General features: G+C 52.7%; 24 protein-coding genes, 1 tRNA gene and 1 riboswitch. Of the genes, 10 read left to right on the forward strand and 15 right to left on the reverse strand.

The annotated features are described in order from the left end of the window. Window positions 1-145 precede the first annotated feature (145 nt). Window positions 146-1,492, forward strand: a complete 1,347-nt coding sequence (locus IV433_RS11075; protein WP_195814224.1) for an aminotransferase class I/II-fold pyridoxal phosphate-dependent enzyme — start codon at window positions 146-148, stop codon at window positions 1,490-1,492. Window positions 1,493-1,495: 3 nt separating this feature from the next. Here the strand turns inward: IV433_RS11075 and IV433_RS11080 are convergent, their stop codons facing one another. Further along, window positions 1,496-1,927, reverse strand: a complete 432-nt coding sequence (locus IV433_RS11080) for a GNAT family N-acetyltransferase (protein ID WP_195814225.1) — start codon at window positions 1,925-1,927, stop codon at window positions 1,496-1,498. A gap of 73 nt (window positions 1,928-2,000) precedes the next feature. Continuing rightward, a riboswitch (Fluoride riboswitch) is annotated at window positions 2,001-2,063 on the forward strand. A gap of 64 nt (window positions 2,064-2,127) precedes the next feature. Between IV433_RS11080 and crcB the strand changes: the two genes are divergently transcribed. The 3 genes from crcB (at window position 2,128) to IV433_RS11095 (ending at window position 4,829) form a co-directional block, all read left to right on the forward strand. Then, on the forward strand, window positions 2,128-2,511 hold the full coding sequence (crcB, locus tag IV433_RS11085; protein WP_104922959.1) for a fluoride efflux transporter CrcB: 384 nt from the start codon (window positions 2,128-2,130) through the stop codon (window positions 2,509-2,511). Window positions 2,512-2,975: 464 nt separating this feature from the next. Next, window positions 2,976-3,632: a TetR family transcriptional regulator gene (locus tag IV433_RS11090; protein WP_195814226.1), complete on the forward strand. Its 657-nt coding sequence runs from the start codon at window positions 2,976-2,978 to the stop codon at window positions 3,630-3,632. A 9-nt stretch (window positions 3,633-3,641) separates the two neighbouring features. Continuing rightward, window positions 3,642-4,829 (forward strand): multidrug effflux MFS transporter, encoded by a 1,188-nt coding sequence (locus IV433_RS11095; RefSeq protein ID WP_195814227.1) that lies wholly within the window; start codon window positions 3,642-3,644, stop codon window positions 4,827-4,829. Between the two features lie 76 nt (window positions 4,830-4,905). On the opposite strand, the gene cspE is transcribed toward IV433_RS11095, so the two are convergent. From cspE to IV433_RS11115, 4 genes are all read right to left on the reverse strand, one after another. Further along, on the reverse strand, window positions 4,906-5,115 hold the full coding sequence (cspE, locus tag IV433_RS11100) for a transcription antiterminator/RNA stability regulator CspE (protein WP_009636912.1): 210 nt from the start codon (window positions 5,113-5,115) through the stop codon (window positions 4,906-4,908). Between the two features lie 177 nt (window positions 5,116-5,292). Then, the gene (locus IV433_RS11105) at window positions 5,293-6,030 is read right to left on the reverse strand and encodes a DUF2076 domain-containing protein (protein ID WP_195814228.1); all 738 of its coding nucleotides are present in this window, start codon (window positions 6,028-6,030) and stop codon (window positions 5,293-5,295) included. A gap of 183 nt (window positions 6,031-6,213) precedes the next feature. Further along, window positions 6,214-7,347 carry an ABC transporter substrate-binding protein gene (locus IV433_RS11110; protein WP_195814229.1) on the reverse strand — a complete coding sequence of 378 codons (1,134 nt, stop codon included), beginning with the start codon at window positions 7,345-7,347 and terminating at the stop codon, window positions 6,214-6,216. A gap of 189 nt (window positions 7,348-7,536) precedes the next feature. Further along, a complete protein-coding gene (locus IV433_RS11115) occupies window positions 7,537-9,654 on the reverse strand; it encodes a prolyl oligopeptidase family serine peptidase (protein WP_195814230.1) in 2,118 nt (705 codons plus the stop codon). A gap of 300 nt (window positions 9,655-9,954) precedes the next feature. Between IV433_RS11115 and IV433_RS11120 the strand changes: the two genes are divergently transcribed. After that, window positions 9,955-10,200, forward strand: a complete 246-nt coding sequence (locus IV433_RS11120; protein ID WP_104922965.1) for a hypothetical protein — start codon at window positions 9,955-9,957, stop codon at window positions 10,198-10,200. 42 nt (window positions 10,201-10,242) lie between these two features. Here the strand turns inward: IV433_RS11120 and IV433_RS11125 are convergent, their stop codons facing one another. From IV433_RS11125 to IV433_RS11140, 4 genes are all read right to left on the reverse strand, one after another. Beyond that, the gene (locus IV433_RS11125) at window positions 10,243-10,761 is read right to left on the reverse strand and encodes a cupin domain-containing protein (protein WP_195814231.1); all 519 of its coding nucleotides are present in this window, start codon (window positions 10,759-10,761) and stop codon (window positions 10,243-10,245) included. A 50-nt stretch (window positions 10,762-10,811) separates the two neighbouring features. Then, window positions 10,812-11,177, reverse strand: coding sequence for a hypothetical protein (locus IV433_RS11130; protein WP_195814232.1), 366 nt, complete (start codon window positions 11,175-11,177; stop codon window positions 10,812-10,814). Between the two features lie 50 nt (window positions 11,178-11,227). Beyond that, window positions 11,228-12,211: a diguanylate cyclase gene (locus tag IV433_RS11135; protein WP_229893322.1), complete on the reverse strand. Its 984-nt coding sequence runs from the start codon at window positions 12,209-12,211 to the stop codon at window positions 11,228-11,230. A 314-nt stretch (window positions 12,212-12,525) separates the two neighbouring features. Next, the gene (locus tag IV433_RS11140) at window positions 12,526-14,712 is read right to left on the reverse strand and encodes a TonB-dependent siderophore receptor (RefSeq protein WP_195814234.1); all 2,187 of its coding nucleotides are present in this window, start codon (window positions 14,710-14,712) and stop codon (window positions 12,526-12,528) included. 518 nt (window positions 14,713-15,230) lie between these two features. Here IV433_RS11140 and IV433_RS11145 point away from each other — a divergent pair. Genes IV433_RS11145 through IV433_RS11155 form a run of 3 tightly spaced genes read left to right on the forward strand, consistent with a single transcriptional unit; the run spans window position 15,231 to window position 17,956 of the window. Then, the gene (locus IV433_RS11145; protein ID WP_195814235.1) at window positions 15,231-16,076 is read left to right on the forward strand and encodes a PstS family phosphate ABC transporter substrate-binding protein; all 846 of its coding nucleotides are present in this window, start codon (window positions 15,231-15,233) and stop codon (window positions 16,074-16,076) included. Next, window positions 16,073-16,993 (forward strand): PstS family phosphate ABC transporter substrate-binding protein, encoded by a 921-nt coding sequence (locus IV433_RS11150; protein ID WP_195814236.1) that lies wholly within the window; start codon window positions 16,073-16,075, stop codon window positions 16,991-16,993. The genes IV433_RS11145 and IV433_RS11150 overlap by 4 nt, the downstream gene beginning before the upstream one ends. Window positions 16,994-17,050: 57 nt before the next feature. Next, complete coding sequence (locus tag IV433_RS11155; RefSeq protein WP_326838653.1) at window positions 17,051-17,956, forward strand: MurR/RpiR family transcriptional regulator; 906 nt, start codon at window positions 17,051-17,053, stop codon at window positions 17,954-17,956. 64 nt (window positions 17,957-18,020) lie between these two features. On the opposite strand, the gene IV433_RS11160 is transcribed toward IV433_RS11155, so the two are convergent. The 3 genes from IV433_RS11160 to IV433_RS11170 all read right to left on the reverse strand — a co-directional run bounded on the left by IV433_RS11160 (window position 18,021) and on the right by IV433_RS11170 (window position 20,738). Continuing rightward, the gene (locus IV433_RS11160) at window positions 18,021-18,416 is read right to left on the reverse strand and encodes a (R)-mandelonitrile lyase (RefSeq protein WP_195814341.1); all 396 of its coding nucleotides are present in this window, start codon (window positions 18,414-18,416) and stop codon (window positions 18,021-18,023) included. A 294-nt stretch (window positions 18,417-18,710) separates the two neighbouring features. Beyond that, entirely contained in the window at window positions 18,711-19,265 is a 555-nt protein-coding gene (locus IV433_RS11165) for a sugar O-acetyltransferase (RefSeq protein ID WP_195814237.1), read from the reverse strand. A 33-nt stretch (window positions 19,266-19,298) separates the two neighbouring features. Next, entirely contained in the window at window positions 19,299-20,738 is a 1,440-nt protein-coding gene (locus tag IV433_RS11170; RefSeq protein ID WP_326838657.1) for a sugar porter family MFS transporter, read from the reverse strand. 331 nt (window positions 20,739-21,069) lie between these two features. Between IV433_RS11170 and IV433_RS11175 the strand changes: the two genes are divergently transcribed. After that, window positions 21,070-21,405: a hypothetical protein gene (locus IV433_RS11175; protein WP_152326409.1), complete on the forward strand. Its 336-nt coding sequence runs from the start codon at window positions 21,070-21,072 to the stop codon at window positions 21,403-21,405. On the opposite strand, the gene IV433_RS11180 is transcribed toward IV433_RS11175, so the two are convergent. Beyond that, the gene (locus tag IV433_RS11180; RefSeq protein ID WP_195814239.1) at window positions 21,390-22,313 is read right to left on the reverse strand and encodes a LysR family transcriptional regulator; all 924 of its coding nucleotides are present in this window, start codon (window positions 22,311-22,313) and stop codon (window positions 21,390-21,392) included. The genes IV433_RS11175 and IV433_RS11180 overlap by 16 nt on opposite strands. Before the next feature lie 137 nt (window positions 22,314-22,450). Between IV433_RS11180 and IV433_RS11185 the strand changes: the two genes are divergently transcribed. Beyond that, window positions 22,451-23,410, forward strand: coding sequence for a quinone oxidoreductase family protein (locus IV433_RS11185; RefSeq protein WP_195814240.1), 960 nt, complete (start codon window positions 22,451-22,453; stop codon window positions 23,408-23,410). 46 nt (window positions 23,411-23,456) lie between these two features. Here the strand turns inward: IV433_RS11185 and IV433_RS11190 are convergent. Continuing rightward, a tRNA-Arg gene (locus IV433_RS11190) sits at window positions 23,457-23,533 on the reverse strand. A 147-nt stretch (window positions 23,534-23,680) separates the two neighbouring features. Then, a complete protein-coding gene (locus tag IV433_RS11195; protein ID WP_195814241.1) occupies window positions 23,681-24,598 on the reverse strand; it encodes an L-lactate dehydrogenase in 918 nt (305 codons plus the stop codon). Window positions 24,599-24,605: the final 7 nt, after the last annotated feature.

Consider the following 24,605-nt stretch of genomic DNA (forward strand, 5'->3'; position numbering starts at 1 on the left):
TCGGAAACGCACCAAATTCTTTTACGAAGGAGATCATGTTCAGCGCAATGTGATTATTTTATCGCCTCCGTTGGCTAAGTTTGATACTAATGGCATAAATTAATATGTACAATAGAATCTTTGTTACTGAACAAAAGGCAAAAACATGGCAGATAAACCCCTCGAAAAAACGCTGGATGCAGAATGGTTAGCGACACAACTACAGGATCGTTCGATGCGGGGCATTGCAATTGAAACAGCGGCGATGATCCGTTCCGGCGTCATCGAGATCGGCACGCATCTGCCCGCCGTCCGTGAACTGGCGCAGGCGCTGGGCGTCAGCCCGGCCACGGTATCGGCCGCCTGGGGTCAGCTCCGTCGCCAAAAAGTGATTGCCGGGCGAGGCCGCAACGGCGTCTGGGTGTGCGGTGACATGCTGTCACCCCGGCCGGCAAGGTTTGAAAAAATCGGTAACTTTGGCGAGCATATTATTGCGGATCTGGCGCTGTCATCGCCCGATCCGGCGCTTTTGCCTGATTTGCGAGAAGCCATGCAGCACGGCGTTGGCGCAGATAATCTGAACAGCTATCAGCGCGAAGCCATCGCGCCTTCTCTGCTGGAGGCCGCGCGTCACGACTGGCCTTACGACGCACCGGCGTTTATGTCTGCCGACGGCGGATTTGACGGCATGAATCTCACGCTGCAAACCCTGCTGATGCAAGGCTCGGTCGTGGCGATTGAAGACCCTACCGCCACGCGTTTGCTCGATATGCTGGATAATCTCGGCGCGCAGGTGATCCCGGTAAAATGCGATGAGTTCGGTCCGACGCCGGAATCACTGAGTCTGGCGTTGTCCAAAAATCCGTCCGCGTTTATTTATCAGCCGCGTACCCATTCACACTGCGGCCACGCCATGAATGCTGAGCGTTACGCGGAGCTTGCCGAAATTCTCCGCCACACGAATACGCTGATTATTGAGGATGACGGCATCGGGCAATTATCCCGTTACGCGCCCGTCAGCATGGGCAGCGTATTGCCGGATCGCACGGTACATGTCCGTTCGTATTCCAAAGCCTACGGGCCGGATTTACGGCTGGCGGTGATTTCCGGTTCGAAAGATTTAATCAAACAAATCAAATCATTCCGGAATTTCGGGGCAGGATGGTCGAGCCGTATTTTGCAGGAAGCCCTGGCATGGCTGATCAAAGATTCTAAAACGCAGGAAAGCATTGCCCACGCGAAAGCGGTTTACGCTCAGCGCCGCAAAGCAATGTCTGACGCCCTGCGCATCCGCGGAGTCAATATCCCGGAACGCGACGGGCTGGCGATGTGGATCCCCGTTCCGTCGGAACAGTTTGCGCTGGTCACGCTGGCGGCGCGCGGCATTGCTGTTCTGCCCGGCGAGCGCAGCCGCATCGGGCCGGGGCAGTTTATCCGTATCAGCACCAGCCAGATTAAACCTGAGAAAGTGGACCTGATTGCCGACGCCATCGTTCTGGCGCTGGGCGCATGATGGTCAGCGGGGAGTCAGCTTTTTCATCAGATACTTAGGCGATTCTTCATATTCCGCGCGGTCGTAAAACACGTGCGCGCGGACACGGCGCGTATGGCTGTGAACTTCCATCCGGTCACAGCCACGGTCGGCGGCCAGCCTTTCAGCCTCATCGAGCAATTGTTGCCCGATACCCCCGCCGCGCGATTCACTGCTCACGCATAAATAAGTGATCCGGCAGAATTCACCGGCGAGAGCGATTTGCGGGATAAAATGCAGCGAAATAAAACCGACGGCGCGGCCTTCGCTCTCGGCTACCCGCAATCGGCTGTCCGGATTGGCGGCCATTGCGACGATCCGCTCCGCGATCGCTTCCGCCGTATTAGGGTAATCCAGATCACCGAGTAATCCCGCCAGAACCTGCGCGTCGTTCACATCACCTTCTCTGATTAACATGGCTATTTCCTTGTTAAAATCTGTTTCTTATTCGCGGCTACACAATCGCTATCACACACTGTAAACTTACCGCCTGCAATATGGAGATGACATTCCTCCCAAACCGCCTTTACCGGCTGATGATGTCTACGCAATCTCGCGAGAGGTTCGTAGCGTCGTGCCCGGGCCTTTCTGAATTTCACTTATTTTTAAGGTTTTTTATGTTCAGTACCTTTCTTGCTGTGTTGATTGGTGGTGCGGTTGGCAGTGTCGCTCGCTGGTATCTCGGGCTTAAAATGAATGTGATCACGCCGGTGGTGCCTCTCGGTACGTTGGCCGTCAATCTCATCGGCGCATTTATTATTGGCCTGGCCATCGCGATTTTTGGCCGCATGAACAGCGTCGATCCGGTGGTTAAGGCGCTCATTACCACCGGTTTTTGCGGCGGCCTGACCACCTTTTCCACGTTTTCCCTTGAAGTCGTCACGCTGTTGCAAATGGGCCGTTTTGGCGATGCCCTGCTCAATATCGCGCTTAATCTTTTCGGTTCAATTGCCCTGACGTTGCTCGGCTTCATGCTGGTCAGCTGGTACACGGCGCACTGATCCTACCTTCCGGCGATGCCTTTTTTATGACAACGGGCATCGCCTTAACAAATTTGTGACACTGCTTCACCTCTTCCCTGCGTTTCTTAATGTTTCCTTCATATTATCTGCAGATAATGGCAAAACCCGCTCAGGTTTCTAAATTGAGGTATGCCATGTTTTCTGTTCCAAAAACGTCTTCTGAATTTCTGGTTGTTGCCCTGTGTATTCTTACTGTAGTGGCTTTTTTACAGGCATATTTTGGTTAGACAGATGCGCCCTGCGCGCCTGTAATACTCCCCTTTCCGCCGACGGCGCATTCCTGATGGATGCGCCGTTTGCCTTTCTGAATCCCTGCAAACCGCACTGAAACGAAACGTCACTTTTCATTCCATTCATAATACAAATATTTACCTGTTCCTCCTTATTGCCTATAATTGAGAATGATCGTTCACACTCATTTTCAACAGAGGTGCCAGGTATCCATGCTTCACCCACAACTTTGCAGTAAAGACGCACGTATCAGTGCACGACGCGACCAGATCATTGCTGCCGCCCGGCTGTGTTTTCGCAAACACGGTTTTCATGGTGCAGGCATGGCCGAAATCGCCAAAACGTCGCAGCTCAGTGTGGGGCAGATTTACCGGTATTTCGCTAATAAAGACGCCATCATCGAAGAAATTGTTCGTCGCATCGTGATGAAGAAAATCCGCCTGATGACCGGCAACGCGCATAACTTGCAGCAGGTTGCTCACAATCTGGCACACCGCCGGATTGGCAATTTAAGCGCGCCTTATAAAGAAGATCAGTGTATCGAACAAAAAGAACAGGCAGAGATTGACCACGCGCTGATGCTTGAGGTTGCCGCAGAAGCGACCCGCAATCCTATCGTGGAAAAAATCTGGCGCGATTCAGAAAAACAACTGTTCAGCGAAGCAAAATCCCTTCTCAGTGCCACTTTCCCGCAATTTTCAGAGGCTGAAATGACGGCGAAAGTCGAATCTCTGGCGGTGATCTGTGAGGGCACCGCATTCCGACGTATGACTACCGTTCACGCCGACGCAGAGCATCTGGAAGCTTTATACAATCGCTACTTCCAGGATCTCTTTGAAACGGATTTAACCACCAGCAAACTGGAATAAACTTTCACCATGAGCGCTCATCTGCAAGAAAAACGCCTCGGTTATGCCCTGGTTCTCGGCTCGCTTGCCGCCCTCGGCCCGTTATGTACAGATTTATATCTGCCTGCATTGCCTGAAATGGCCGGCGATCTCAACACTTCCACCGCCAGCGCACAGCTGAGCCTGACCGCCGGTTTACTCGGCCTCGGTTTCGGCCAGCTCTTGTTTGGCCCGCTCAGCGATCGCTATGGCCGCATGCGTCCTTTGCTATGGTCGCTGGCGTTACTGCTCGCGGCATCGGTCTGGTGCGCCGTCGCGCAGGACATCAATCAGCTGATTGTCGCCCGTCTGTTGCAGGGCATTGCGGGCGCAGGCGGCGCTGTGCTTTCACGCGCCGTCGCCAGGGATTTGTACAACGGCCATGAACTCACACGGTTCTTCGCGCTGCTGATGCTGGTAAACGGACTGGCGCCGATTATCGCGCCGGTGCTGGGCGGCGCCATGCTCAGCTGGATGAACTGGCGGGGGATTTTCGCCGTGCTGGCCTTTATTGCCATCCTGCTGTTCAGCTTCTCATCCCTGAAACTGCATGAAACCTTGCAGCCGGAACGCCGTGCGCAAGGCGGTATTTTCAGCATGCTCGGTTCCGTATTCAGCCTGCTGAAACACCGTCCGTTTATGGGGCTATGCCTGACGCAAGGTTTTATCATGGCGGGAATGTTTGCCTACATCGGCGCTTCGCCTTTCGTACTGCAACAGATTTACCATCTCAGCCCGCAGATGTTCAGCCTGTGTTTTGCCATTAACGGCATCGGGCTGGTGATTTCTGCGCAGGTTTCCACGCGCCTCAGCCGTCGTTTCGGTGAAATGGCGCTGGTTAAAGCCGGTTTAGTGATTGCGGCCGTGGCATCTGTTGCGCTGGTGATTGCTGCCAGCCTGAATGCGCCGCTGGTGACGTTGCTGGTTCCGCTGTTCTTCTCGGTGATGGTGATCGGGATTATCGGACCGAACGCCGGGTCGTTGGCGATGCAAAGTCAGGGGAAAAATGCGGGGAGCGCGTCGGCACTGCTGGGCGTGTGTATGTTTGCGCTGGGTGCGATTGCCGTACCGGTCACCGGTTTTGGCAGCATGCCTGCGCTGTCGATGGGCCTGACGATTTTAGGTTGTTACGCGATCGCCATTTTGATGTTCGTAACGCTGGTGCGCAAAACCGCGTAAGGTTTGCTGTTATACGCACCAATGTAAAGGCAAAAAAAAACCCGCTTCGGCGGGTTTTTTAAGAAATCGGCTAAAGTCAGATAGCGATAACGTTAGCAGCCGACGGGCCTTTGGCACCATTGGTGATTTCGAACTCTACGCGTTGGCCTTCAGCAAGGGTTTTGAAGCCGTTGCTGGAAATAGCAGAGAAATGAACGAAAACATCTTTGCTGCCATCTTCAGGGGTAATGAAACCAAAACCTTTAGATTCATTGAACCACTTAACGCTACCTTTAATCTTAGACATCAAACTTACCTTTACGTGAATGTTGGACACAAAACGTGTGTCAAATACAGTACAGCAACAGATTTAACTTTTGTCCAGAATTCTGATGGCAATAAGCGATAAAGCTCTCACTCTTCACTTTCTGCCGCCGTTTTCTGCTGTCAGAACGGCCTTTAATAGCCGTCTGACATCAAGCGGTTAGAAAAACGAATCGTCGTCGTTGCTGTAATCGTCGGAATTAAAGTCGTCAGAACCAAACCCCAAATCCGAATTATCGTTACGCAGTGAGGCATCTTCCCAGGACGGCACATTGCTGTCGAAGCCCTGCGAGTTGTCGAGGAAGCTGCTGTCGGCAGGATTCAGATCCTGCACCGGCGGCTCTTCAATGATATTGACGATTTCCTGCGGCTGACTGCGATGGAACATTCCGGTCAGCATATCTGCCAGCACAACCCCGCCCGCAACACCGGCGGCAGTCCGCAGCGCGCTGCCCAGAAAGCCGGGTGCCTGTGGCGCGGCCTGAGCCGGAGCCTGCTGTTGTGGCGCGTATTGTTGCTGCTGAGGCTGTGCGCCCCAGGCCTGCGTGCCCGGGATCGGCTGGCTGCCTTGCGAGGACTGACGCGCAGGTTCAGGTTGTGCCGAACCGCCGCCAAACAGCCCGGCGAGGAAACCGGTACTTTGCGGTTTCGCATTTTGCGCCTGCTGTTGCAGCTGTTCGTTTTGCTGTTGCAGTTCCTTCACCTGAGCATTCAGCTTAGTCAGCGCCGCTTCCTGAATAATCATCGCCTGCGCCATGTAATAAGGGGCAGACGGTTGCTGGAGGATATGGGCCTGAATCACACGTTCAGCTTCCGCATCGCGCGGTGCCGTATTGGACTCAGCCTGTTGTAAGCGACTAAAAAGCCCGTCAATTAAACGCTGTTCTTCAGATTGCATAAATTCACCTTATTGATGTGTCGTACTACGCCAGTCGGCGTTATGCAGATACAGTAATACAGTTATATTTTTGTATGAATTAACGGAGTGTCAACAAATGTGACGGAGGTAAAGTTTGTGCAGAAGCGCCGTGGCGGGGTTGAAAAACCGCCTGCGAGGCCACAGGCGGGGAGACTCAAAAACTTATTTCTTCGGTGACCAGCCCAGAATGAAATCCTGATCCGGCAGATTGGTATAGTTACGCACCAGGTCGTGGTAGGTTTTTGCCGGATCCAGATTTTTAAACTGTTCCGGATAAATGAATTTCGCCAGATATTCCATCCCGACGATATTGTACGGGTGGTTGTAGAACTGGTGATAAACGCCGTAAACGTGCTGGCTGCTGACCGCCGGGATCTGCGCTACGCCGGTGCGGGAAAGCAGAACTTTCGCCTCTTTGTCGATGCTGGCCTCATTCGCGCCATAACCGAACGGCAGAATGTGGGTCACGGAACCGTTTTTACTCGGGCGCGCGGAACCGGTCATGATGTAAACATCCGGCTTCATGCTGATCACCTGCTCCAGAGAAACCGTACCTGATGCGCCCGGCAGCAATTTGGTGCCGATGTTATTGGCGTCTACCGCCTGAATCAGTTTGCCCCAACCCGCGTCGCCGTGGGTAAAGCAGCAGGAATCATCGCGACCGGCAATCGGCTCGATGAACACGTTTGGTTTGTTTTTAATGGCCGCAACGGCTTTCTGAATACTCCGGAAGTGCTCGTTATAGAACGCGGTGTACGCGCGGGCATTGTCTTCCTGATTCACGATTTTACCCAGCAGCTCGATGCTCGGTGCCGTGTCTTTCGCCGGATCTGCCTCATAGTCAACAAACACAACCGGGATGTGCAGCGCGGCAAGTTTATCCAGAACACCCGCCTGCGCCAGAGAATTTTTAGCGCGAACCTGCGCAATCATCAGATCAGGTTTCTTGGAAATCACGGTTTCCAGATCAACCTGCCCTTTGTCCGTGAAACCCATATCCAGAATTTTGGATGACTCAGGCCATTTGCTTTTCAGCATGTCCCAGGTGCCGCTGTCGGTGGTCTTCAGCAGATTGTTCCACGCCACGACGCGCTTAAACGGATCGGCTTTATCCAGTACAGCAAGCGCCAGAATATCGCGGCCATCCTGCAAGATGATGCGCTGCGGGGCTTTGTCGAGCGTCACTTTCTGCCCGCTAAGATCGGTAACAGTCAGCGGATAGGTGCTAGCAAAAGTGGAAAATGAGGCGGCCATCAGACCTGCTACAGACAGCACGCGAGCGGTGTTCTTTAACATGCAAATCCCCGAAAATGAGAATGAATAAGAAATGATTTTGATAATTGTTATCAAATGAAGCGGAAATAATAAACAAGGAATGAAGGGCGAGGCAACGCTTTTGGAAGGGAAAAAGCCTGATAAAACATGTCGAAATATGACTGAGCGGGAAATTTTCCCCGCTCAGTCATGTCACGCCGTGCGCGGAAGTTACGGTTTACGCCCGATGAAATGCAGCAGGAACTCGCTCACCAGCGCACGTTTAAATGCAGACTGCGTTTTGTCCGCCGCCGCGCTGTGCCCGCCTTCGGTGTTCTCGTAGAAATACACGTCAGGAATACCCAGCGCCTGCATCTTCGCGGCCATTTTACGTGCATGATCCGGCCCGACGCGGTCATCGCTGGTCGCGGTCGAGAATAATACCGGCGGATATTTTTTCTGCGGGTCGATATTGTGATACGGCGAAAATTCGCGGATAAACGCCCACTCTTCCGGCTTTTGCGGGTCGCCGTATTCGGCAATCCACGATGCCCCCGCGGAAATCTGTGTGTAGCGCTGCATATCCAGCAGAGGCACTTCGCAGACTATCGCACCGAACAGTTCCGGATATCGTGTCAGCATATTGCCCACCAGCAGGCCTCCGTTACTGCCGCCCTGCGCCGCCAGATGCGCCGGTGACGTGATTTTGCTGGCAATCAGCGCCTTCGCCACTGAAGCAAAATCTTCATACGCACGCAGGCGCTTTTCTTTCAGCGCGGCTTTATGCCACTCAGGCCCGTACTCGCCACCGCCACGGATATTCGCGACCACGAAAACGCCGCCGCGATCCAGCCACGACACGCCGCTCACGCCCAGATAATAAGGCTCCAGCGACACTTCAAAACCGCCATAACCGTATAACAGCGTCGGATTTTTACCGTCATAAACCACATCTTTGCGGCTGACGACGAAATAAGGCACGCGCGTCCCGTCGTCAGATTGCGCAAAATGCTGGCTGACCTGATAGCGGGAGGCGTCAAAATGCGACGGATCCTGTTTCAGTAATTCGGCTTCGGCATCAGCGCCGTTGTCCAGATTGCCCAGTGAGAGGCTCGCGGGTTGCAGGAAACCGCTGACGCTCATGAAGTATTCGTTGGTTTTATCATCCACGCCCCAGGCGCTGATTTTACTCAGCGCCGGCACATGCCCGAACGGTTCACGCTGCCATTCGCCGTTGTCTGGCGTCAGCACTTCCAGACGATTCACCACATCACGGGTAAGACTGAGAATGATGTGATCGCGGGTATGTGAATAACCGTTGAGCTGATCGCGGGTTTGCGTCACGCCGCTGAGCGCTGAACCGGTATCCGGAACAAACAGCGGTTTCAGCGTGCGTTCTCCGGCCATAAAGGCGTCGAAATTCATCGTCAGCAGCGAACCGGACGGCCAGCGCTGGCCATTCACCTGCCATTCGCTGGACGGTTCGATAAGGATCCATTCCTGCCAGGTGGTGAATTTAGCATCGTCCGGAATGTCGATTTTGACCAGCGCGCGGGTGTCGTCCACCAGAAAAACTTCGCGATGATAGAAGTCGATAACCCGCACCACGTAATTGCGTTTGATGTCCCCGCCGGATTCCTGATAACCCGCAGCCATCATGTCTTTTTGCCCGGCGCTGTAAACTGTCACCGCTTCGCTGAGCGGTGTTCCGCGTTGCCAGATTTTCACGATACGCGGATAGCCGGAATCGGTCATCGAGCCTTCGCCAAAATCGGTGGCGACAAAAATATGGTCGAAATCAATCCAGCTGATGCGGCTTTTGGCAACCGGCAGATAAAAACCGCCGGTGACAAATTCTTTGGCTTTCAAATCAAATTCGCGGACTTCGCAGGCATCGCCGCCGTCCGGTGAAAGCACCACGAAAGCGCGCTCAAAGCCCGGTTTCAGGTTCCAGAAACCTGAGAAAACCCATTCAATGTTTTCGGCTTTTCCCAGCGCGTCGACGTCGAGCACCGTTTCCCAGCGCGGCTCGGCTTTGCGGAATTCATCGAGCGTGGTTTTGCGCAGCAATCCTTTTGGATTTTTCGCATCCTGCCAGAAGTTGTACCAGTCGTTATCGCATTTCCAGACACCCGGAATTTGCTCGGGGGAATTCAGCCCCTGAAGCACTTTTTCGCGGATCGGGTCAAAATCTTTTCCGTGCGTGAAAGCAGAAAGTGTGACCGAATTTTGCTCATGTGCCCAGGCCAGCGCTTTTTCATTGCGCAAACCTTCCAGCCAGATAAATTCGTCCTGCCCGTTTTCTGGCACTGTTTTGCGTAAATCTGTTTCGCGTGAATCTGTGGTCATATCGTCGCGTCCTTCCCGTCCTGAGAAATAAATCAAAAATCAGACTTGGGGTTTAGATAACTGTTTTGCTCACGCCATTTCAAGCGTTTTTCAAACAGGGATGATTCGCAATCTTTCCGAAAAATCCGAATATGCGATCCCGGAGGGCTCTCTCGCCTTCTTTTTGTGAGTCAGTTCAAGCATTCAAATTATCTGAACGCCTATAAAGAAATCATTACCTTGTGATGACAAAAAATGACGTGGATCTGAGGTAGAAAAGGGGACACAGAAATCAGGCAGCAACAGGAAAGGAGCGAGAATATGGAATGGAAAATCATAGATATCCTGAGTATCCCACAGACCGGACTGAAATATATCTGCATTCAGGCATTCAAAAACCTGAAGTTGATCCTGTCTGTCGATAACGATTTTACACTGCAAACCGGCGACACTTTAGAGATTACGCCGGAGGGTTATTCCCTGAACCGCCACCAGGCGCAGAGCCTGAAAATTCATCGCATGATGCCGTATTGTCAGCAACGCTGGCAGTCACTGGGGATCCAGTGAGCGTCTCTTCAATTTCATGAATGAATTCCAAAAAGCCGGTTTTTACACCGGCTTTTTGTTTGCTTCCCTTAGGGAATCTGAAATCCCGTCGTGGCCACCAAACTCCTGTTCCGGCACATCCAGCCAGCGGTCTTTACGCGTCGCTTCATATTCCTGATTCAGCGGATAATAAATGCGGTTTTCCGGCTTATTCGCTTCGCCAACGACCAGCAGACGCACTTCATCTTCACTGTTATTGATGAAGGTATGGCAGATGCCGGTGCCGTGCGGAAACGCCACCGCGTCGCCGGGTTTGAGCCGGTGCAGGTGGCCATTTATCCACGCATCAGGCTGCCCTTCCAGCACATAAACAAACTCATCCTCAGAACTTTCAGCATGCGCGTAACAGGTACGTCGCCCCGGCAGCAGACGTTCATGATGAATGCCGATACGCGTCAGCCCCAGCGCTTTGCCGAGCGGTGCACCAATCGACATCAGTTCATCATCGCCCGGATAACTGCTGTCGTCCGGCCCTTCGAGCTCACGCCAGCTGGCGATAAAGTCGGGTCTTTCCTTGCTCATCGTTGACTCCGTTTCCCGCCGGTCGCTGCATGTGTTTTACGCAGTCAGCCTCAGTACAGCGACGGGGATTTTTGTTGAATTGAGTAAGTGCTTTGGTTTGAATACGTGCTTTGCGTCGCCGGTTTCGGCAGGCACGCAAATCTTATGTGTACACGGTCGCCGTCGTTGCTTTCACCCAGCGTCTGGAATTTACCTGTACAAAAATCGAAGATCTTTTTATAAGTATCCGCACGACGCTGACGTTCTAGAATAGAGAATACGGAAGACGCATAGCTCGCCTGCCCCTGCGCAAATGAAGCATCAAAGTTTGCAGGCCGGTAGACTTCCGCGCCAACGGGTTCATCAATCGATGAACATCCTGCCAGTAAAGTTGCTGCTGCCACCGCTGCTACCATCATTATTTTGATATTTTTCATTATTTATCCCGAGACATCTTCCATTCTATTCAGTGTAGATGAACAACGGCCTAAGCCCTGCCCGCGCTGCCAATGCTGTTTTTTCCATTCTTTTTCACGCTCACCAATGCCCGTTCCGCGGCGGCCAGCCACTGGTTGTAATTCTCATGATTTCTGGATGTCGCCACGCCAATGCTCAGCGAGCACTGAAAACCGGAATCCTGCGACAGGCGAATTTCCGATGTTTTCAGCAGCAGCCGGTATCCGACCGCATACGCTTCTTCTTCGGAAATGCCCGGCAGTATCACCACAAATTCGTCACCGCCCAGTATGGCCGGAAAATCGTGCTCAGCCGTTTCCTTACGCAAAATAGTCGATACCGATCGTAAAACGTAATCGCCCGCTTCGCGTCCAAACAGATCATTCACCATTTTCAAATCATCGACGCCCAGCACCATCAGACAGGCCAGATCCTGCTTTGAACGTTCAAATTCCAGCATCAGGCGGCGATCGAGCAAACGCCGGTTTGGCAGGCCAAGAAAAGGATCCATCAGCGCCGATTTCTCTAGTTCGTGCTGCTTATCGCGCAGTTTGCGGGAAATGGAATAATTGGCAGCGCTGAACGCGATAATGTAAATCGTGGAAAGCGGCAGCGTCAGCCATAACGTCCGGTCGCTCACTTCGGTATAAAGGCTCATCCCGGAAAGCGGCCAGCACAGGATAAATCCGGCACAGTAAAACAGCGCGGCGCGGCGCAGTAATTGCCAGCCACCGGCAGAAAACCGGTCGGCAACCAGAATAGACGTAATGATCGCAGAAGGCAGCGGACATACGCCCATCAGCGCGACCCACGCGCCACCGGCAATGGCGTCGAACGCCAGGTTTCTGAATTCAGCCTGATTGGGATGTTTGGAGCGGCGGGAAATCAGCATCGCAACGTGCGGCCAGACAAACGCGTTCAGCACCAGAAAACCCAGCGGGATCCAGGAAACTTCGCGTTCTAAAAGCACCGAGGCGATAGGGAAAAAACAGAGAAAAGTGCCAAGTATGCGCATTAAGTACATTCGTCGTAAGAAACGATCAGAACGCTCACGAACGAGACTTTCATCTGTAGAAAAATATGCCATACCAGAAAAGACTCTATGATTGATTTTTATTTATAGTAGTCGAGTTAGATATCACAGAGCTACTGAAAGCACCGGTTTTAATGGGCCGAACATCGGGGTTTTTTAGGCTTAAATAAAACGGGTCAGCGAATAAGGCGGTAATTTAGGATAAAAAGTCGAAAAGCTAAATCAGACGTGCAGAATTTATCGTGAGGGAGAAAACGGGCAGCTTATTTGCCGCCCGTCCTGAATTGCCTGAGAAGTTAAAATTCGAATGTCGAGGAAAGAAGTAACGTTCTTGGCATCCCGACCGCCAGCTGGCCGCTGCCTGCCGCGCTCCAGTAACGTTTATCGGTGACATTATTCACGGTTGCCTGGAATGTGGCCTTGGTTCCGGCCAGTTTTGTGGTGTAACTCGCGCCCACGTTGTACGTCGTATAGCCCGCCACAAACGCCTGATTCTGGGCATTCACCGGCCGTGAACCGACATAATACGCGCCACCATTAACCGCAAGGCCGTCGATGAAATCCAGCTTGTGGTTGATGAAAATGTTCGCCACTTTTTTCGGCGTATTTTCCGGCGTTTTCCCCAGCAGCTTTTCATTGGTGGTTGAGGTGACTTCCGCACTCAGCAACATGACAGAACCCATCACCGACGTATTTTCCGTGACGTCGCCCTGAAGCGAGAATTCCCCGCCGCGGAATCGTGCTTCGCCGTTAAGGGAGTAAATCAGATCATCGCCGGTACTGGCAGACGGTTGTTTAAGCTCGAAATAAGCCGCCGACGCATAAAGTTCACCGTAAACCCGAGTGCGGATCCCCACTTCTTTCTGTTTGCTGACCGCCGCTTTCAGGGATTCCCCGGCGTTAGCCGCGGTTGATGGTGCCGTTCCCGCCGATTCCAGACCTTCCACATAACTGGCATACAGGCTGATATCCGGCGTGACTTTATAAAGTACGCTGACGGCTGGCGTAACCGCGTGAACATCTTCGGAAGCCGCATCAAGCTGCTGGCTGGTATAGCGTCCGTAACGTACAGCGCCGGTCACCTGCCACTGATCGTTGAGCGTGATCCAATCCTGCAGGAACAGGCCGCCGTCGCGGATAGTCTGTTCTTTAAAGCTGCGGTCAGTCAGCGTTTTTTTGCTGTTTTTAGCCGCGCGCGTCAGCGATGTAATGGTCACCGGGTCATACATATTCTGCGCGGCAGAATACATGTAGGTCTCAAAACTCGGCTGGTAAAGGCGGTTCTGGCTACCGCCAAACAGCAGTTCATGCTCAACGGAACCGGTATCAAATGTGCCTTTAATTTCCGCCCGGACGTTCTGGTTCAGATAATCCTGGCCGGGCTGATCGGCACCATAAACCGTTCCCTCGCCGGTCTGCGCATTGTAATTATCAAATACCCACAACCAGCGGTCACGCTTGGTACGCGATTGCCCGGCGCTGACTTTACCCGTCCAGTTATCGGTCAGGGCATATTCAGCCTGAAGTAAGTGCGTTTCTGCCGAGGAATGTGTGTCTTTTCCTTTCATCGATAACAACTTTTTCGGATCAGGTATCGAAGGAATGGTCATGACGCCGTTAACGGCGGTCGGTGTGGCGATTGCTGCCTGCTCGGTAATGCGCGCGCGGATTGACTCATAGTCATATTTGAGTAAAAGCCGGTCCGTCGCCTGCCAGTCCAGCGCAGCGCTGAACATCCGGCGGTTACCATTATCGCCGTCTATCGGCGTATGGATATTATTGGTGACGGCATTGATACGCACGCCAAAATTCTTGTCTTCACCAAATCGGTCAGCCAGATCGACGTGCGCGAGGGACGAGCCATTATCATCGGTCGAAAACGTTACCGCTCTGACAGGCTGCTGCCCCGCCCGTTTGGTCACCATATTCACCACGCCGCCGGGCGCGACAAAACCATAATAAAGTGCCGATGCGCCCTTCAGCACTTCCATCCGCTCTTTATCTTCCATCGGGATCGGCAGGTTATTATCAAAAGGCAGAACGCCGTTAAACATATAACTTGAGCGGTTATCCAGATTAATACCGCGAACGGAAAGCTGGTCGTAAGCAATTCCGCTTTGTTGCTGGCGAACAATACCCGCCACATTTCGCAAAGCGTCAAATAAGCCGGTGCCCTGCTGCGCCTGAATAATGTCTTTGGAAACGACGCTGACTGACGCGGGAACATCCATCATATCGCGTCCCTGATAAGCCCCTACGTCAGCATAGCCGGGAATATATCCTGAAGGTTCGCTGTAAGAAGTTCCGTTAACTTCAATGGTGTCATCTTTTTGCTGATTTTTATTATCACTACTTTGAACAGGGTGATTAACGCTATTTTCGCCGGAAAGCGTTTCAGCCAGACTTTCCCTGACAGGCAATAAAACAGGAACGCTGGCAATTAACAGCGCCAGCGCATTTTTTTTCATTTTGTTGAAGTTCATACAATCCCCAAAAACATCCGTAAAAGTATTTAAATCAAAATTAATTTCAGGCCGGCTTTTATTATTCTGTCAGCACATCCGCGCCGACTTTCTCAGGAAGAAAACCTGATTACTGACCCGGTTATTGCGCGAAACACCGGGCGCCGCTGGCCAGTTCCTGCTCAATCTTACAGGAATCAAAGGGCTCACTAAATTAGAATGATTATCATTCCATCATACGGGACTGTAGTAGTAAACGTCAGGCGGTGAAGTGAAAAAAAGAGAAGTCCTGCGGGGTAAAAATCGGGATTTTATTTTTTATATCCCTCTGATATTGAATATATTATTTTCATAATCTGTTCTGCAAAACCCGCACGGGGAAGCCCTGATTTTCCGGCACACCTTCGTAGCGTTGACTACTACAGTTACGTACTTCATCATGATTTTTAAAAGATAATGATAATTCTTCTCATGCAAAATCGGGAAGAGTTCCACACGATCGCGCAAGTTTCAAAGACTCAGCCAGAAGGAATAACAGATTGAACCCGGACAGCTCCCTGCCCGCTCCAGCGCAGTACCCCACTGAAAAGAAAAGCGTTATCAGAATTACCGCAAAGCCAGAACTCGCGCCGCTGGTTGATAAAATCATTACGGCATTCCGTCGCGCTCACCCTGATATTGCAGTCGCCGCCACTTTTTGCCATGACGATGCCGCGTTTGCCTTTCTGATTAACCGTCGTGCCACGATGGCGCTGATTGATAGAGAAATTACGCCCACGGAGTCCGTGCCGTATAAAAAGCAGCGCGGCTCAGCACCGTTTTCTGTGAAGCTTGCGGTCAGTCCGGCAACGCCAGCCGTGTACGTGCATCACAGTAATTCGCTGACTGAAATTTCGGTGACCCAGCTTTCACAGATTTTCACGCGCGGAAATGCACAGGGTGATTTTTCGAACTGGGGACAACTCCTTACGTCTTCTCACGATGCCAGTATTCTGCCGCTGAGCCTGCCGGAAGACAGCGCCCTTCAGGTGTTCTTACAAAAGCATTTATTTGCCGGACGTGAGCTGACTGCGCGGACTGAATATGTGGCGGATTCGGCCACGCTTCTGGCGCGGCTTGAGAATACGCCAGACGGCATTGGCATTGCTGACACCGCCGGAGAACATCCGCTTTTACGTAAAGTGCCTCTGCGCGGTCAGGCGCGCGACCCGCTTACCCGTTTTCTGCATCTTTATCTGCCCGCCGGTGAAGGCCCCGACGCACATAAACTGGCCGGTTTCCTGCTTTCCGATGAAGGTCAGGCAGTTATCGCAGATACAACCTGTCTGCCTCTGGAACCTGCTGAACTCGCTCAGCAGCGTGCAATAATCGCGGTGCATTCATGAATTCAAACACACTTAATCTCCCGCTGCCGGTTGTCGGAAATGACGGCATGGCTTCTCTGGTTCTTCCGTGGTGCGCACTTTTTTGCGAAGCGAATCCGGCAATTTCTTTCGACTGCACGCTGGAAGGCTCGTCCACGGCGATTATGGCACTGGCGGCTGACGCCAGCTGGCTGGCACCGATGTCACGCGCGCCATGGCCTCATGAACTGGCAGCTTTTGAGCGCGTAAAAGGCTACCGGCCAACGGAAATCCATGTCGGATATACCGGCCACGGGCCGCGTCCGGAAGCCAAAAGTCCGCCTGCGATTTATGTTCACCGCGATAATCCTTTGCCGGGGCTGACCATGGCGCAGCTGGCCTCGGTTTTCTCTTCAGGGCATAGCAGCGGAGATATCACTGACTGGCAACAACTGGGGCTGGAAGGCAAATGGCACAACCGGCGCATTCATCTTTATGGCCTGCGGGATAACGGGAAATACGCTACCGCATTCCGGCACGCACATCTGGCCGGTCGTCATTATCCTGCGCATTATGAAGGTCTCGCCGATCGCCGCGCCGTGATTGAAGCCTTGGCGCAAGACCCGTTCGGGGCGGGCTGTCTGGGCTGGTGCAACGCGGCACTGTTCTCTGACGACGTGCGTATTTTGCCGCTGGCCTCAGAAGCAAATACCGCATTTTATTCGCCGGATTTAGTCAATGTGGCGCAGGGGAATTATCCGCTTTCAAGCTATGTTTCGCTCTTCTTTGACCTGCCGCCGGGAGCCACGCTGGATCCGCTGGTTAAAGCCTGGCTGGAAATGGCGCTGTCTGATGCCGGACAAGCTATTGTGGCCGCGCAAACTCACAGCCCGGAAGGATACGTACCGCTTGAACCGTCAATGCTGGCTCATCAGCGGCAAAGACTGGCAAGCCTGTAAGGCGCTCCCGAAGTACACTGTAAAAAATGGCAGCAATGTGAATGAACAGGCGTAACTGTGAAAAACCTGAAGACTAAACCCAACCGCTCCGGCCCGGATCTCTACGGCGAACGTTTCCGCCTGCGTAAAAACCAGTTATCACCGAGCCTGTTTGCCGTCGCGCAGTATATTCATACTCACCGGGGCGCAGTGCTGGATAAAACCGCCATGGAAATCGCAGCAGATACCCAAAGCTCGGATGCTACGGTCGTGCGTGCCATTCAGGCGCTGGGATTTTCCGGCCTGCGCGATCTGAAAAATGTGCTGGCCAGTTATCTCGGGGAGACGCTGACGTCGTCGGCAAAGATGGCAACAACGGTGAGTTCCCTGACGCCGGATACCAATTCCAGCATTGATTTCGTGCTCGAGGGCTACCTTTATACCTGCCAGATGCTGTCGGAGGAGAAGAACCGGCTGGCGCTTTCGCGTGCCAACGCGTTGTTGCAGGCCGCCGACCGGATAGCCATTTTTGGCATCGGGGCTTCCTCGCTGCTGGCGGAATATACCGCCCGTCTGTTCAACCGTAACGGGACGCCCGCATATGTGCTTAACCGCACCGGCGCGTCGCTGAGTGAGCAACTGATCGGCATGCGTCCGGGCGATGTGCTGATTATGATGGCGCAACGCAGCGCCCATCGGGAAGGTGTCACAACGCTGGCAGAAGCCAAACGCCTGGGGATTTCAACTATTTTACTGACCGGCTCGGCCGAATCCGTTTTTATCAAAGAAGCGGACTGCGTGGTGTTTATTCCTCGCAGCGCAGATGCGGAAAAAATCCCCGTCCACGGCACGTCTGTCATTTGCCTTGAAATTCTGGTGCTGGCGCTGGCCGCCTCTTCACCAAAAGTCCCGCTTCAGACCATGAACCGGCTTTATGAGCTGAGTAATTCCATGACTAAACCCCGCAAAAATCCGCGCGGATGAAAAAACGCAGAAATCCCGTCCGGCACAACCGGACAGGATCGCGTTCATTTCAGATGCCTAAAAATCACTTCTGATACTGAGCGTCTGTCACTTTTTCCAGCCACTCAACCGGGCTGCCGTTAAGAGATTCGGCAATCGCAATGTGGGTCATTGCATTTTCCGGCGTCGCACCGTGCCAGTGTTTAACCCCTTCAGGGATCCACACGATATCGCCGACATTCATTTCGCGAATTTCACCGCCCTCTTCCTGCAACCACCCACGGCCGTGAGTGATGATCAGCGTCTGGCCCAGCGGATGCGTGTGCCATGCCGTGCGCGCGCCCGGTTCAAACGTCACGGTTGCGCCGCCAACACGCGCAGATTCAGTACCGCTGAACGGCGCATCGATGCGCACTTTGCCGGTAAAATAGCTTTCCGGGCCATTCTGCGAAGGAACAGAACCGCTTTTGGTAATTCTCATTTTGTCAGACATTTTATTCTCCGTTTGCTCGTTCTGATAAAAGGTACAGACATTCCGTTTAAACGACTAGATGACAAAATATGAAAGGAGTTATGAGCGGGATTCATAAATAAAACACAAGGTACGGCTGATGCAATATTAGAAAAATTGATAATTTATTGATTTTTATTAGAATTTCATTCATCCTTTGCGGACTTTAAGAAATATTGTATTTTTCGCATTTGCGGCCCGCCTGGAGCGGGCTTTTTTATGTTTTTAACACTTAAATTTGACTTAGGAATTTCTTTAACACAATTAATCTACCCGACGAACTACCCGGCACGGATTACCACAGGCAATAACGCCCTGTGGAATAGAACGAGTCACCACGCTGCCAGCACCAATTGTACTTCCCGCTCCGATAGTGACGCCCGGCAGAACGATGCACCCTCCGCCAATCCAGACATCATCCCCGATTGTGACCGGCTGCGCGCTCCCGATATGTTCCCTGCGTAAATCAATATCCAGCGGATGTTGGGCGGTATAAATTTGCACGTCCGGCCCGATAAAAACGTTATTCCCAATACACACCGGCGCGCAATCGAGCAGGACAAAATTGAAATTGATAAAAACGTTGTCCCCGATCGTCGTATTAATACCGTAATCGATGCGCATGCCTTTTTCAAAATGAACGTTGTTCCCAACCTGACCGAATATTTTTCTGATCAGGCTGTCTTTCTCAGCCACCTGGCGCGCACCGAGTGCATTAAACTCATCCACCTTGTCCCGGGTCTTGTAGCGGATTTCAATAAGTTCCTCATCATTAATCGGATAATCCAGACCGTTAACCATGCATGTCAGCGCAGACATAATCTTCTCCCTATTCAAAAATTTATAACCGGCTTACTGCCCGATATCCCGCAGTTTTTTCCCTGCCATCAGATTTCTTTCAATCTGTTCAAGCGTTACGTTTTTCGTTTCAGGAATGAGAATAAAAGTAATCACAACAAACGCGAGATTCAGCGCGGTGTAAAGCCAGAATGTTCCGGCGGCGCCAATATTGTCCATCAGCGTCAGGAACGTCGCACCGATAATCATGTTGGAAATCCAGTTGGTGGTCGTTGAGCAGGTGATCCCAAAGTCGCGGCTTTTGAGGGGCTGAATTTCAGAACAAAGGATCCACACCACCGGCGCAGCACTCATGGCGTACCCGGCGATACACATCATCGTCATCCCCACCGACAGCCAGGAAAGCCCGGCTCCCGCCGTTCCGTGATTAAACTGCTGAAGGCAGTATCCCAGCACCAGCGTCCCGAGCGCTATCACGCTGAAACCTATTTTCAGCGCAGGTTTACGCCCCGCTTTATCAACCATGCCGATGGCAATAAAAGTCGCCAAAACAAACGTCAGGCCGACAATAATCGTGGCAATCATCTGTTCCCGCGTGCTGGTAAATCCGGCCAGATTAAAAATTTTCGGCGCGTAATACATGATGATATTCATGCCGGTAAATTGCTGCATGGCCTGCAATAACATGCCGAGATACACCGCCCGACGCACATTGCTGTTGGTCTTAAATAAATTCCAGCCGCCCTGTTTTAGCTTCAAACTTTCACGAATTTCATTCAGTTCCTGACGGGCCTTTTCAGAAGTATCGCGCAACATCCGCAGCACACGTTCTGCTTCAATATGTTGCCCTTTCGCCGCAAGCCAGCGCGGGCTGTTGGGTAAAAAGCAGACCGCGAGCATCAGAACTAATGCAGGGATCGCCAGAACCCCCAGCATGGCGCGCCAGTCGCCGCTTGCGCTGAACGCCGTATCAGACAAAAAGGCCAGCAAAATACCGAGAGTTACCATCAGCTGATACATCGCGATCATTTTGCCGCGGATAGTTTCTGATGCCATTTCAGAGAGATACAGAGGCGCAGTATAAGAGGCGATGCCAACTGCAAATCCGAGGATCAGACGAGAAACCATCAGAATTTCAACACTCGAAGCAAACGCTGAGCCAAGCGAACCGAAAACAAACAATAATGCTGCGGCCATCAGGCTGTATTTGCGCCCCAGCCGGAAAGAGAGCCAGCCATTGGCAAGCGCCCCGAACGCCGCACCGAGCATCATAATGCTGACGACCCATTCCTGCTGCCGGCTGGTAAGGACGAAATGGTCAGTAATAAAGGGAAGCGCCCCCGAAATCACACCGATATCAAGGCCGAACAACAGCCCGGCCATTGCCGCCGCAAAAGACACAAAGAGGTTCATCACTTTGGTATTTTTCAGCGGGTTTTCAGTCAGTTTTGCTACATCAGATGACGACATTTTTTTCTCCGGATAGAAGGAAATACAGCGACGGACATCAGAAAAAAATAAATCCGATCTTCACGATAAGCACAACTCAACCCGGCAGTGAGAGCAGGACGGGTACATATATAAACAATCGTGCTGCGCCGGATTTTTTGTGATCAAGATCACCAGCCCCCAGCAATCACAGCAATCACAGCAAGAAAACATGTCAGCCGAACCCTCATGATTTGCGAGGCACTTTCCAGATTTGAATTAAAAATACTGTAAATACATACAGGCTATTTCTTTATTTTCCGGTCAGGAATAGAGTCAACGCGATTAAAGGCGGCCCGGAAAGCTGCTTCAATTTTACTGACGCGGGATAAACATCATGATGAATTTCGAAAGCGGCACAGCATTTCAGCAAAACTCAGTCACCGTTTTTCGCTCGCTGGTTGCCGGGCTGGATCTGGGGAATTTTAACGAGGGGCAGCTTTACGACCTGAGCGCCCTGGCGTCCGAATCCGCCGAAGGTTTGTGTCAGGGTTTGCTGTGCCTGAGTGAAGGGCTGGAGAACGGAGAATTGTTGCCGCCCGAAGGCATTTTGCAGGTCAGCGCCTACCTGAAAGCCTCAGCGCATATCCTGCCGGTTCTGTTTGAGCTGTCGGAGAAGGCCAGCGACAAACTGGGGAAAGTGAAGAAAAAGATAACTTATCCGATGATGTGACCATCACCAGCAGGCACTCCCCGCTGCGGGACTAATTCCTGCATAAAATATTCAAAGAAAGATGAAACCACGGTAGCGGCGGGCCTTATGGGCAAACGGAGTAAATGCATTGGTCTGGATACCGGCGCGTAATCAGGTAATACGCGGTTCAGCCGTCCGGCGTCGATATCATCTTGCAGCGTGACGCAGGAATGCATAACGACGCCCAGGCCAGATAACGCGGCCTGACGGATAGCTTCACCGGAATCCACGGTAAGGCGCGGGACGATATCGACATCAACCTGCCCTTCCGGCCCCAGAAGTTGCCAGCGGTGAGCAGAGCGCCACTGGCTGAAACTGACACAATTATGTCGGGCTAAATCAGTGGGCGTTACCGGTGTTCCGTGAGTGTCCAGATACAACGGTGAGGCTGCCAGCACCATCTCATAAGGCGGCAAAGGAACGGCGACATAACCTTCGTCCTGAAGATTACCAATGCGTATCGCTATCTGAAAACGCTCTTCAATCATATCCACCCGGCGGTCGCTCAGAACCAGATCGGCGTTGACGGCGGGATAGTGTTGCAGAAATTTCGACAATATTGGCGTGAGAATGCGCTGGCCAAACGCAACCGGCGCGCTGATGCGCAGCATGCCAGTGACCTGTTCGTTAAGATGACGCGCCAGAGAATCGGCATCTTCTATCGTTGCGAGGATCTGCACTCCGTAAAGATAAAAACGGTGCCCAGCTTCCGTCAGCCCCTGACGCCGGGTGGTCCGGTTAATCAGCACGCAGCCCGTGCGCGTCTCCAGCATCTGGATGTGCTTACCGACCATTGCAGGCGTGATACCCAGTTTATCGGCGGCGGCCGTAAAACTACCGGATTCTGTCGCGGTGATGAACGATTCGACACACTTTAAGTAATCCATTGCTCTGCTCTGTGAAGGTAAAGTGAGCCATTATAAATTTTTATTATCGAATAAATAAAGCAGACCTCTGTTTATCTCCTGCGCCCGCTTCACGATAATCGCCGCGATATTCACAAAGATTGAGTTAAGGAAAGGCAATGAAAGCACTGGTTTTTGAAAATCCGGGTTCGGCCGATGTATTACATCTGCATGAGGCGGCGGATCCCGTTCCGTCTTCAGGAGAATTACTGGTCGCGGTCTCCGCAGCCGGGCTGAATTTTGCTGATATTTACCGCCGTCAGGGCCGTTATCCGCTGGCCGGGACCTCACCGTATATCGCAGGTTATGAAGGGGCTGGCCGGGTCATTGCGGTCGGGGAAAATGTAACAGGCTGGAAAACTGGTGATCGCGTTGGTTTTGCTGATGTTCCGCTTGCGCATGCCAGCCATATCCGCGTGCCGGTCGACCACGCAATCCGCTTACCGGAATGGCTGTCCGAAACCGATGCTGCTGCTGTTTTGCTGCAAGGCCTGACCGCCGATTATCTGCTTCACGATGTACTGCCTTTGCGGGCCGGAATGCACGTCGCCGTACTGGCCGCCGCGGGTGGCGTCGGGCGTTTACTGCTTCAGATGTTAAAACATCAGGGCATCCACACCTTTGCTGTGGCATCGAACCAGGAAAAGCAGAAAGCGTGTCTGGAGCTTCGTGCAGATGCTGCTGCAAATTATGACACCTGGCCTGAGCGGGTACGCTTGTGGCAGAGCGCGGGTTGCGATGTGGTATTCGACTCCGTAGGAACAACGCTTACCCAAAGTCTGGATTCTCTGAAAGACGGCGGCCGCGTAGTGCTGTTCGGTATGTCCGGCGGCGCGCTTGCTGAATTCGATCCGTCCCGCCTCCAGCTCAGCTCTCACGGCATACTGGGTGCCGATCTCTGGACGTATCTGACCTCTGCCGAAGAGCGTCAGCGCCGCGCAGACCGGCTTTTTGCCCTGATTAAAGAAGGCAGCGTCGTTCTTCCGCCGGTCACTCAGTTTGCATTATCATCCGGCGCAGATGCGCACCGCCTGCTGGAAACCCGAAGCTTCAGCGGCAAGATTGTATTGGTACCATAGGGGAAATTGTTTAGCGGATTTTTGAAGACGTTAAAACAAGTAAGGATGGTACGCCCTACAGGGCTCGAACCTGTGACCTACGGCTTAGAAGGCCGTTGCTCTATCCAACTGAGCTAAGGGCGCATTGCTTGTCCCAAATTTGGAGCGTTGCGGGTTCGGATTATACGGGCAGACCGGGTTGAGTCAATGGCTTTTGAACTCTCTGCTTAATGCCTGAACAATTAGCCGTTATTCCCGGTATGCCTGATAAGACGATGTCATCAGCGGTGGTTATTTTTCGTGCTCAGATTTCAGTGCAGCGGTTATAACGCGCGCGGAGGCGTGGTACGCCACGCCTTCGTAGGCGGTCAGTTCCGGTTGCAAAGTTTGTACGATACCGTTTTTGCCGATCACCGCTGGTTGCCCGATATACACGCTAAGTTCTTCATCCCACGCGGAAACCGGGTATACGCTCTGCGCATTGGATAGCACGGCATCCACCAGACGCGCCGTCGCGGTCGCAATACCAAAGCTGGTCCAGCCCTTCCCTTGCAGGATTTCCCAGCCGCCGCCGCGAACGGCGTCGTCCATTTTTGCCCAGTCAACATCGCGATCGCCTGCAAGTTCAGCGACCGGACGTCCGCCGAGCGTGACGGTGCTCCAGGCGACAAACTGCGATTCACCGTGTTCGCCCATCACGTAGCCCGTGACGCTTTTCGGGTCAAAACCGAAAAACTCGCCGACGACGCGTTTCATCCGTGCGGTATCCAGAGACGTGCCGGTGCCGAATACCTGCGAGTCCGGCAGGCCGCTGGTTTGCTGAATAATCTGGGTGATCACGTCACACGGGTTGGTGATATTGATAATAACGCCGCCAAAACCGCTGGCGATGACACGGGGAATGACTTCACGGACTGCCGCACGGGTTTCGGCCAGCTCTTCTAAACGGTCTTCGCGTAACAGCGTTTTAGGGCCGACGGCGATGACCAGCACGTCGGCGTCATGCAATTCGCTGTAATCATTTGCGATGACCTGAACGCGCGAAGCAGTCAGTGAAGCCATATCGCGCAGTTCGAGCGACTGGCTCGCAGCCTTCTTTTCATTTTCATCCAGCAGAACAATGATGTCGCACAGGCCCTGTGTGACCAATGAAAACGCGACGTCAGCGCCCACGTGCCCGGCACCGATGATTCCCACTTTACGTGTCATTTATTCC

The organism is Rahnella laticis (assembly GCF_015644585.1).
Taxonomy (GTDB): domain Bacteria; phylum Pseudomonadota; class Gammaproteobacteria; order Enterobacterales; family Enterobacteriaceae; genus Rahnella; species Rahnella laticis.

Bases quoted from the DNA above. Each gene is read 5' to 3' on its own strand.
- IV433_RS11075 (WP_195814224.1), top strand. From the start codon at position 146: ATGGCAGATAAACCCCTCGAAAAAACGCTGGATGCAGAATGGTTAGCG.
- IV433_RS11080 (WP_195814225.1), bottom strand. From the start codon at position 1,927: ATGTTAATCAGAGAAGGTGATGTGAACGACGCGCAGGTTCTGGCGGGA.
- crcB (WP_104922959.1), top strand. From the start codon at position 2,128: ATGTTCAGTACCTTTCTTGCTGTGTTGATTGGTGGTGCGGTTGGCAGT.
- IV433_RS11090 (WP_195814226.1), top strand. From the start codon at position 2,976: ATGCTTCACCCACAACTTTGCAGTAAAGACGCACGTATCAGTGCACGA.
- IV433_RS11095 (WP_195814227.1), top strand. From the start codon at position 3,642: ATGAGCGCTCATCTGCAAGAAAAACGCCTCGGTTATGCCCTGGTTCTC.
- cspE (WP_009636912.1), bottom strand. From the start codon at position 5,115: ATGTCTAAGATTAAAGGTAGCGTTAAGTGGTTCAATGAATCTAAAGGT.
- IV433_RS11105 (WP_195814228.1), bottom strand. From the start codon at position 6,030: ATGCAATCTGAAGAACAGCGTTTAATTGACGGGCTTTTTAGTCGCTTA.
- IV433_RS11110 (WP_195814229.1), bottom strand. From the start codon at position 7,347: ATGTTAAAGAACACCGCTCGCGTGCTGTCTGTAGCAGGTCTGATGGCC.
- IV433_RS11115 (WP_195814230.1), bottom strand. From the start codon at position 9,654: ATGACCACAGATTCACGCGAAACAGATTTACGCAAAACAGTGCCAGAA.
- IV433_RS11120 (WP_104922965.1), top strand. From the start codon at position 9,955: ATGGAATGGAAAATCATAGATATCCTGAGTATCCCACAGACCGGACTG.
- IV433_RS11125 (WP_195814231.1), bottom strand. From the start codon at position 10,761: ATGAGCAAGGAAAGACCCGACTTTATCGCCAGCTGGCGTGAGCTCGAA.
- IV433_RS11130 (WP_195814232.1), bottom strand. From the start codon at position 11,177: ATGAAAAATATCAAAATAATGATGGTAGCAGCGGTGGCAGCAGCAACT.
- IV433_RS11135 (WP_229893322.1), bottom strand. From the start codon at position 12,211: ATGCGCATACTTGGCACTTTTCTCTGTTTTTTCCCTATCGCCTCGGTG.
- IV433_RS11140 (WP_195814234.1), bottom strand. From the start codon at position 14,712: ATGAACTTCAACAAAATGAAAAAAAATGCGCTGGCGCTGTTAATTGCC.
- IV433_RS11150 (WP_195814236.1), top strand. From the start codon at position 16,073: ATGAATTCAAACACACTTAATCTCCCGCTGCCGGTTGTCGGAAATGAC.
- IV433_RS11160 (WP_195814341.1), bottom strand. From the start codon at position 18,416: ATGAGAATTACCAAAAGCGGTTCTGTTCCTTCGCAGAATGGCCCGGAA.
- IV433_RS11165 (WP_195814237.1), bottom strand. From the start codon at position 19,265: ATGTCTGCGCTGACATGCATGGTTAACGGTCTGGATTATCCGATTAAT.
- IV433_RS11175 (WP_152326409.1), top strand. From the start codon at position 21,070: ATGATGAATTTCGAAAGCGGCACAGCATTTCAGCAAAACTCAGTCACC.
- IV433_RS11180 (WP_195814239.1), bottom strand. From the start codon at position 22,313: ATGGATTACTTAAAGTGTGTCGAATCGTTCATCACCGCGACAGAATCC.
- IV433_RS11185 (WP_195814240.1), top strand. From the start codon at position 22,451: ATGAAAGCACTGGTTTTTGAAAATCCGGGTTCGGCCGATGTATTACAT.
- IV433_RS11195 (WP_195814241.1), bottom strand. From the start codon at position 24,598: ATGACACGTAAAGTGGGAATCATCGGTGCCGGGCACGTGGGCGCTGAC.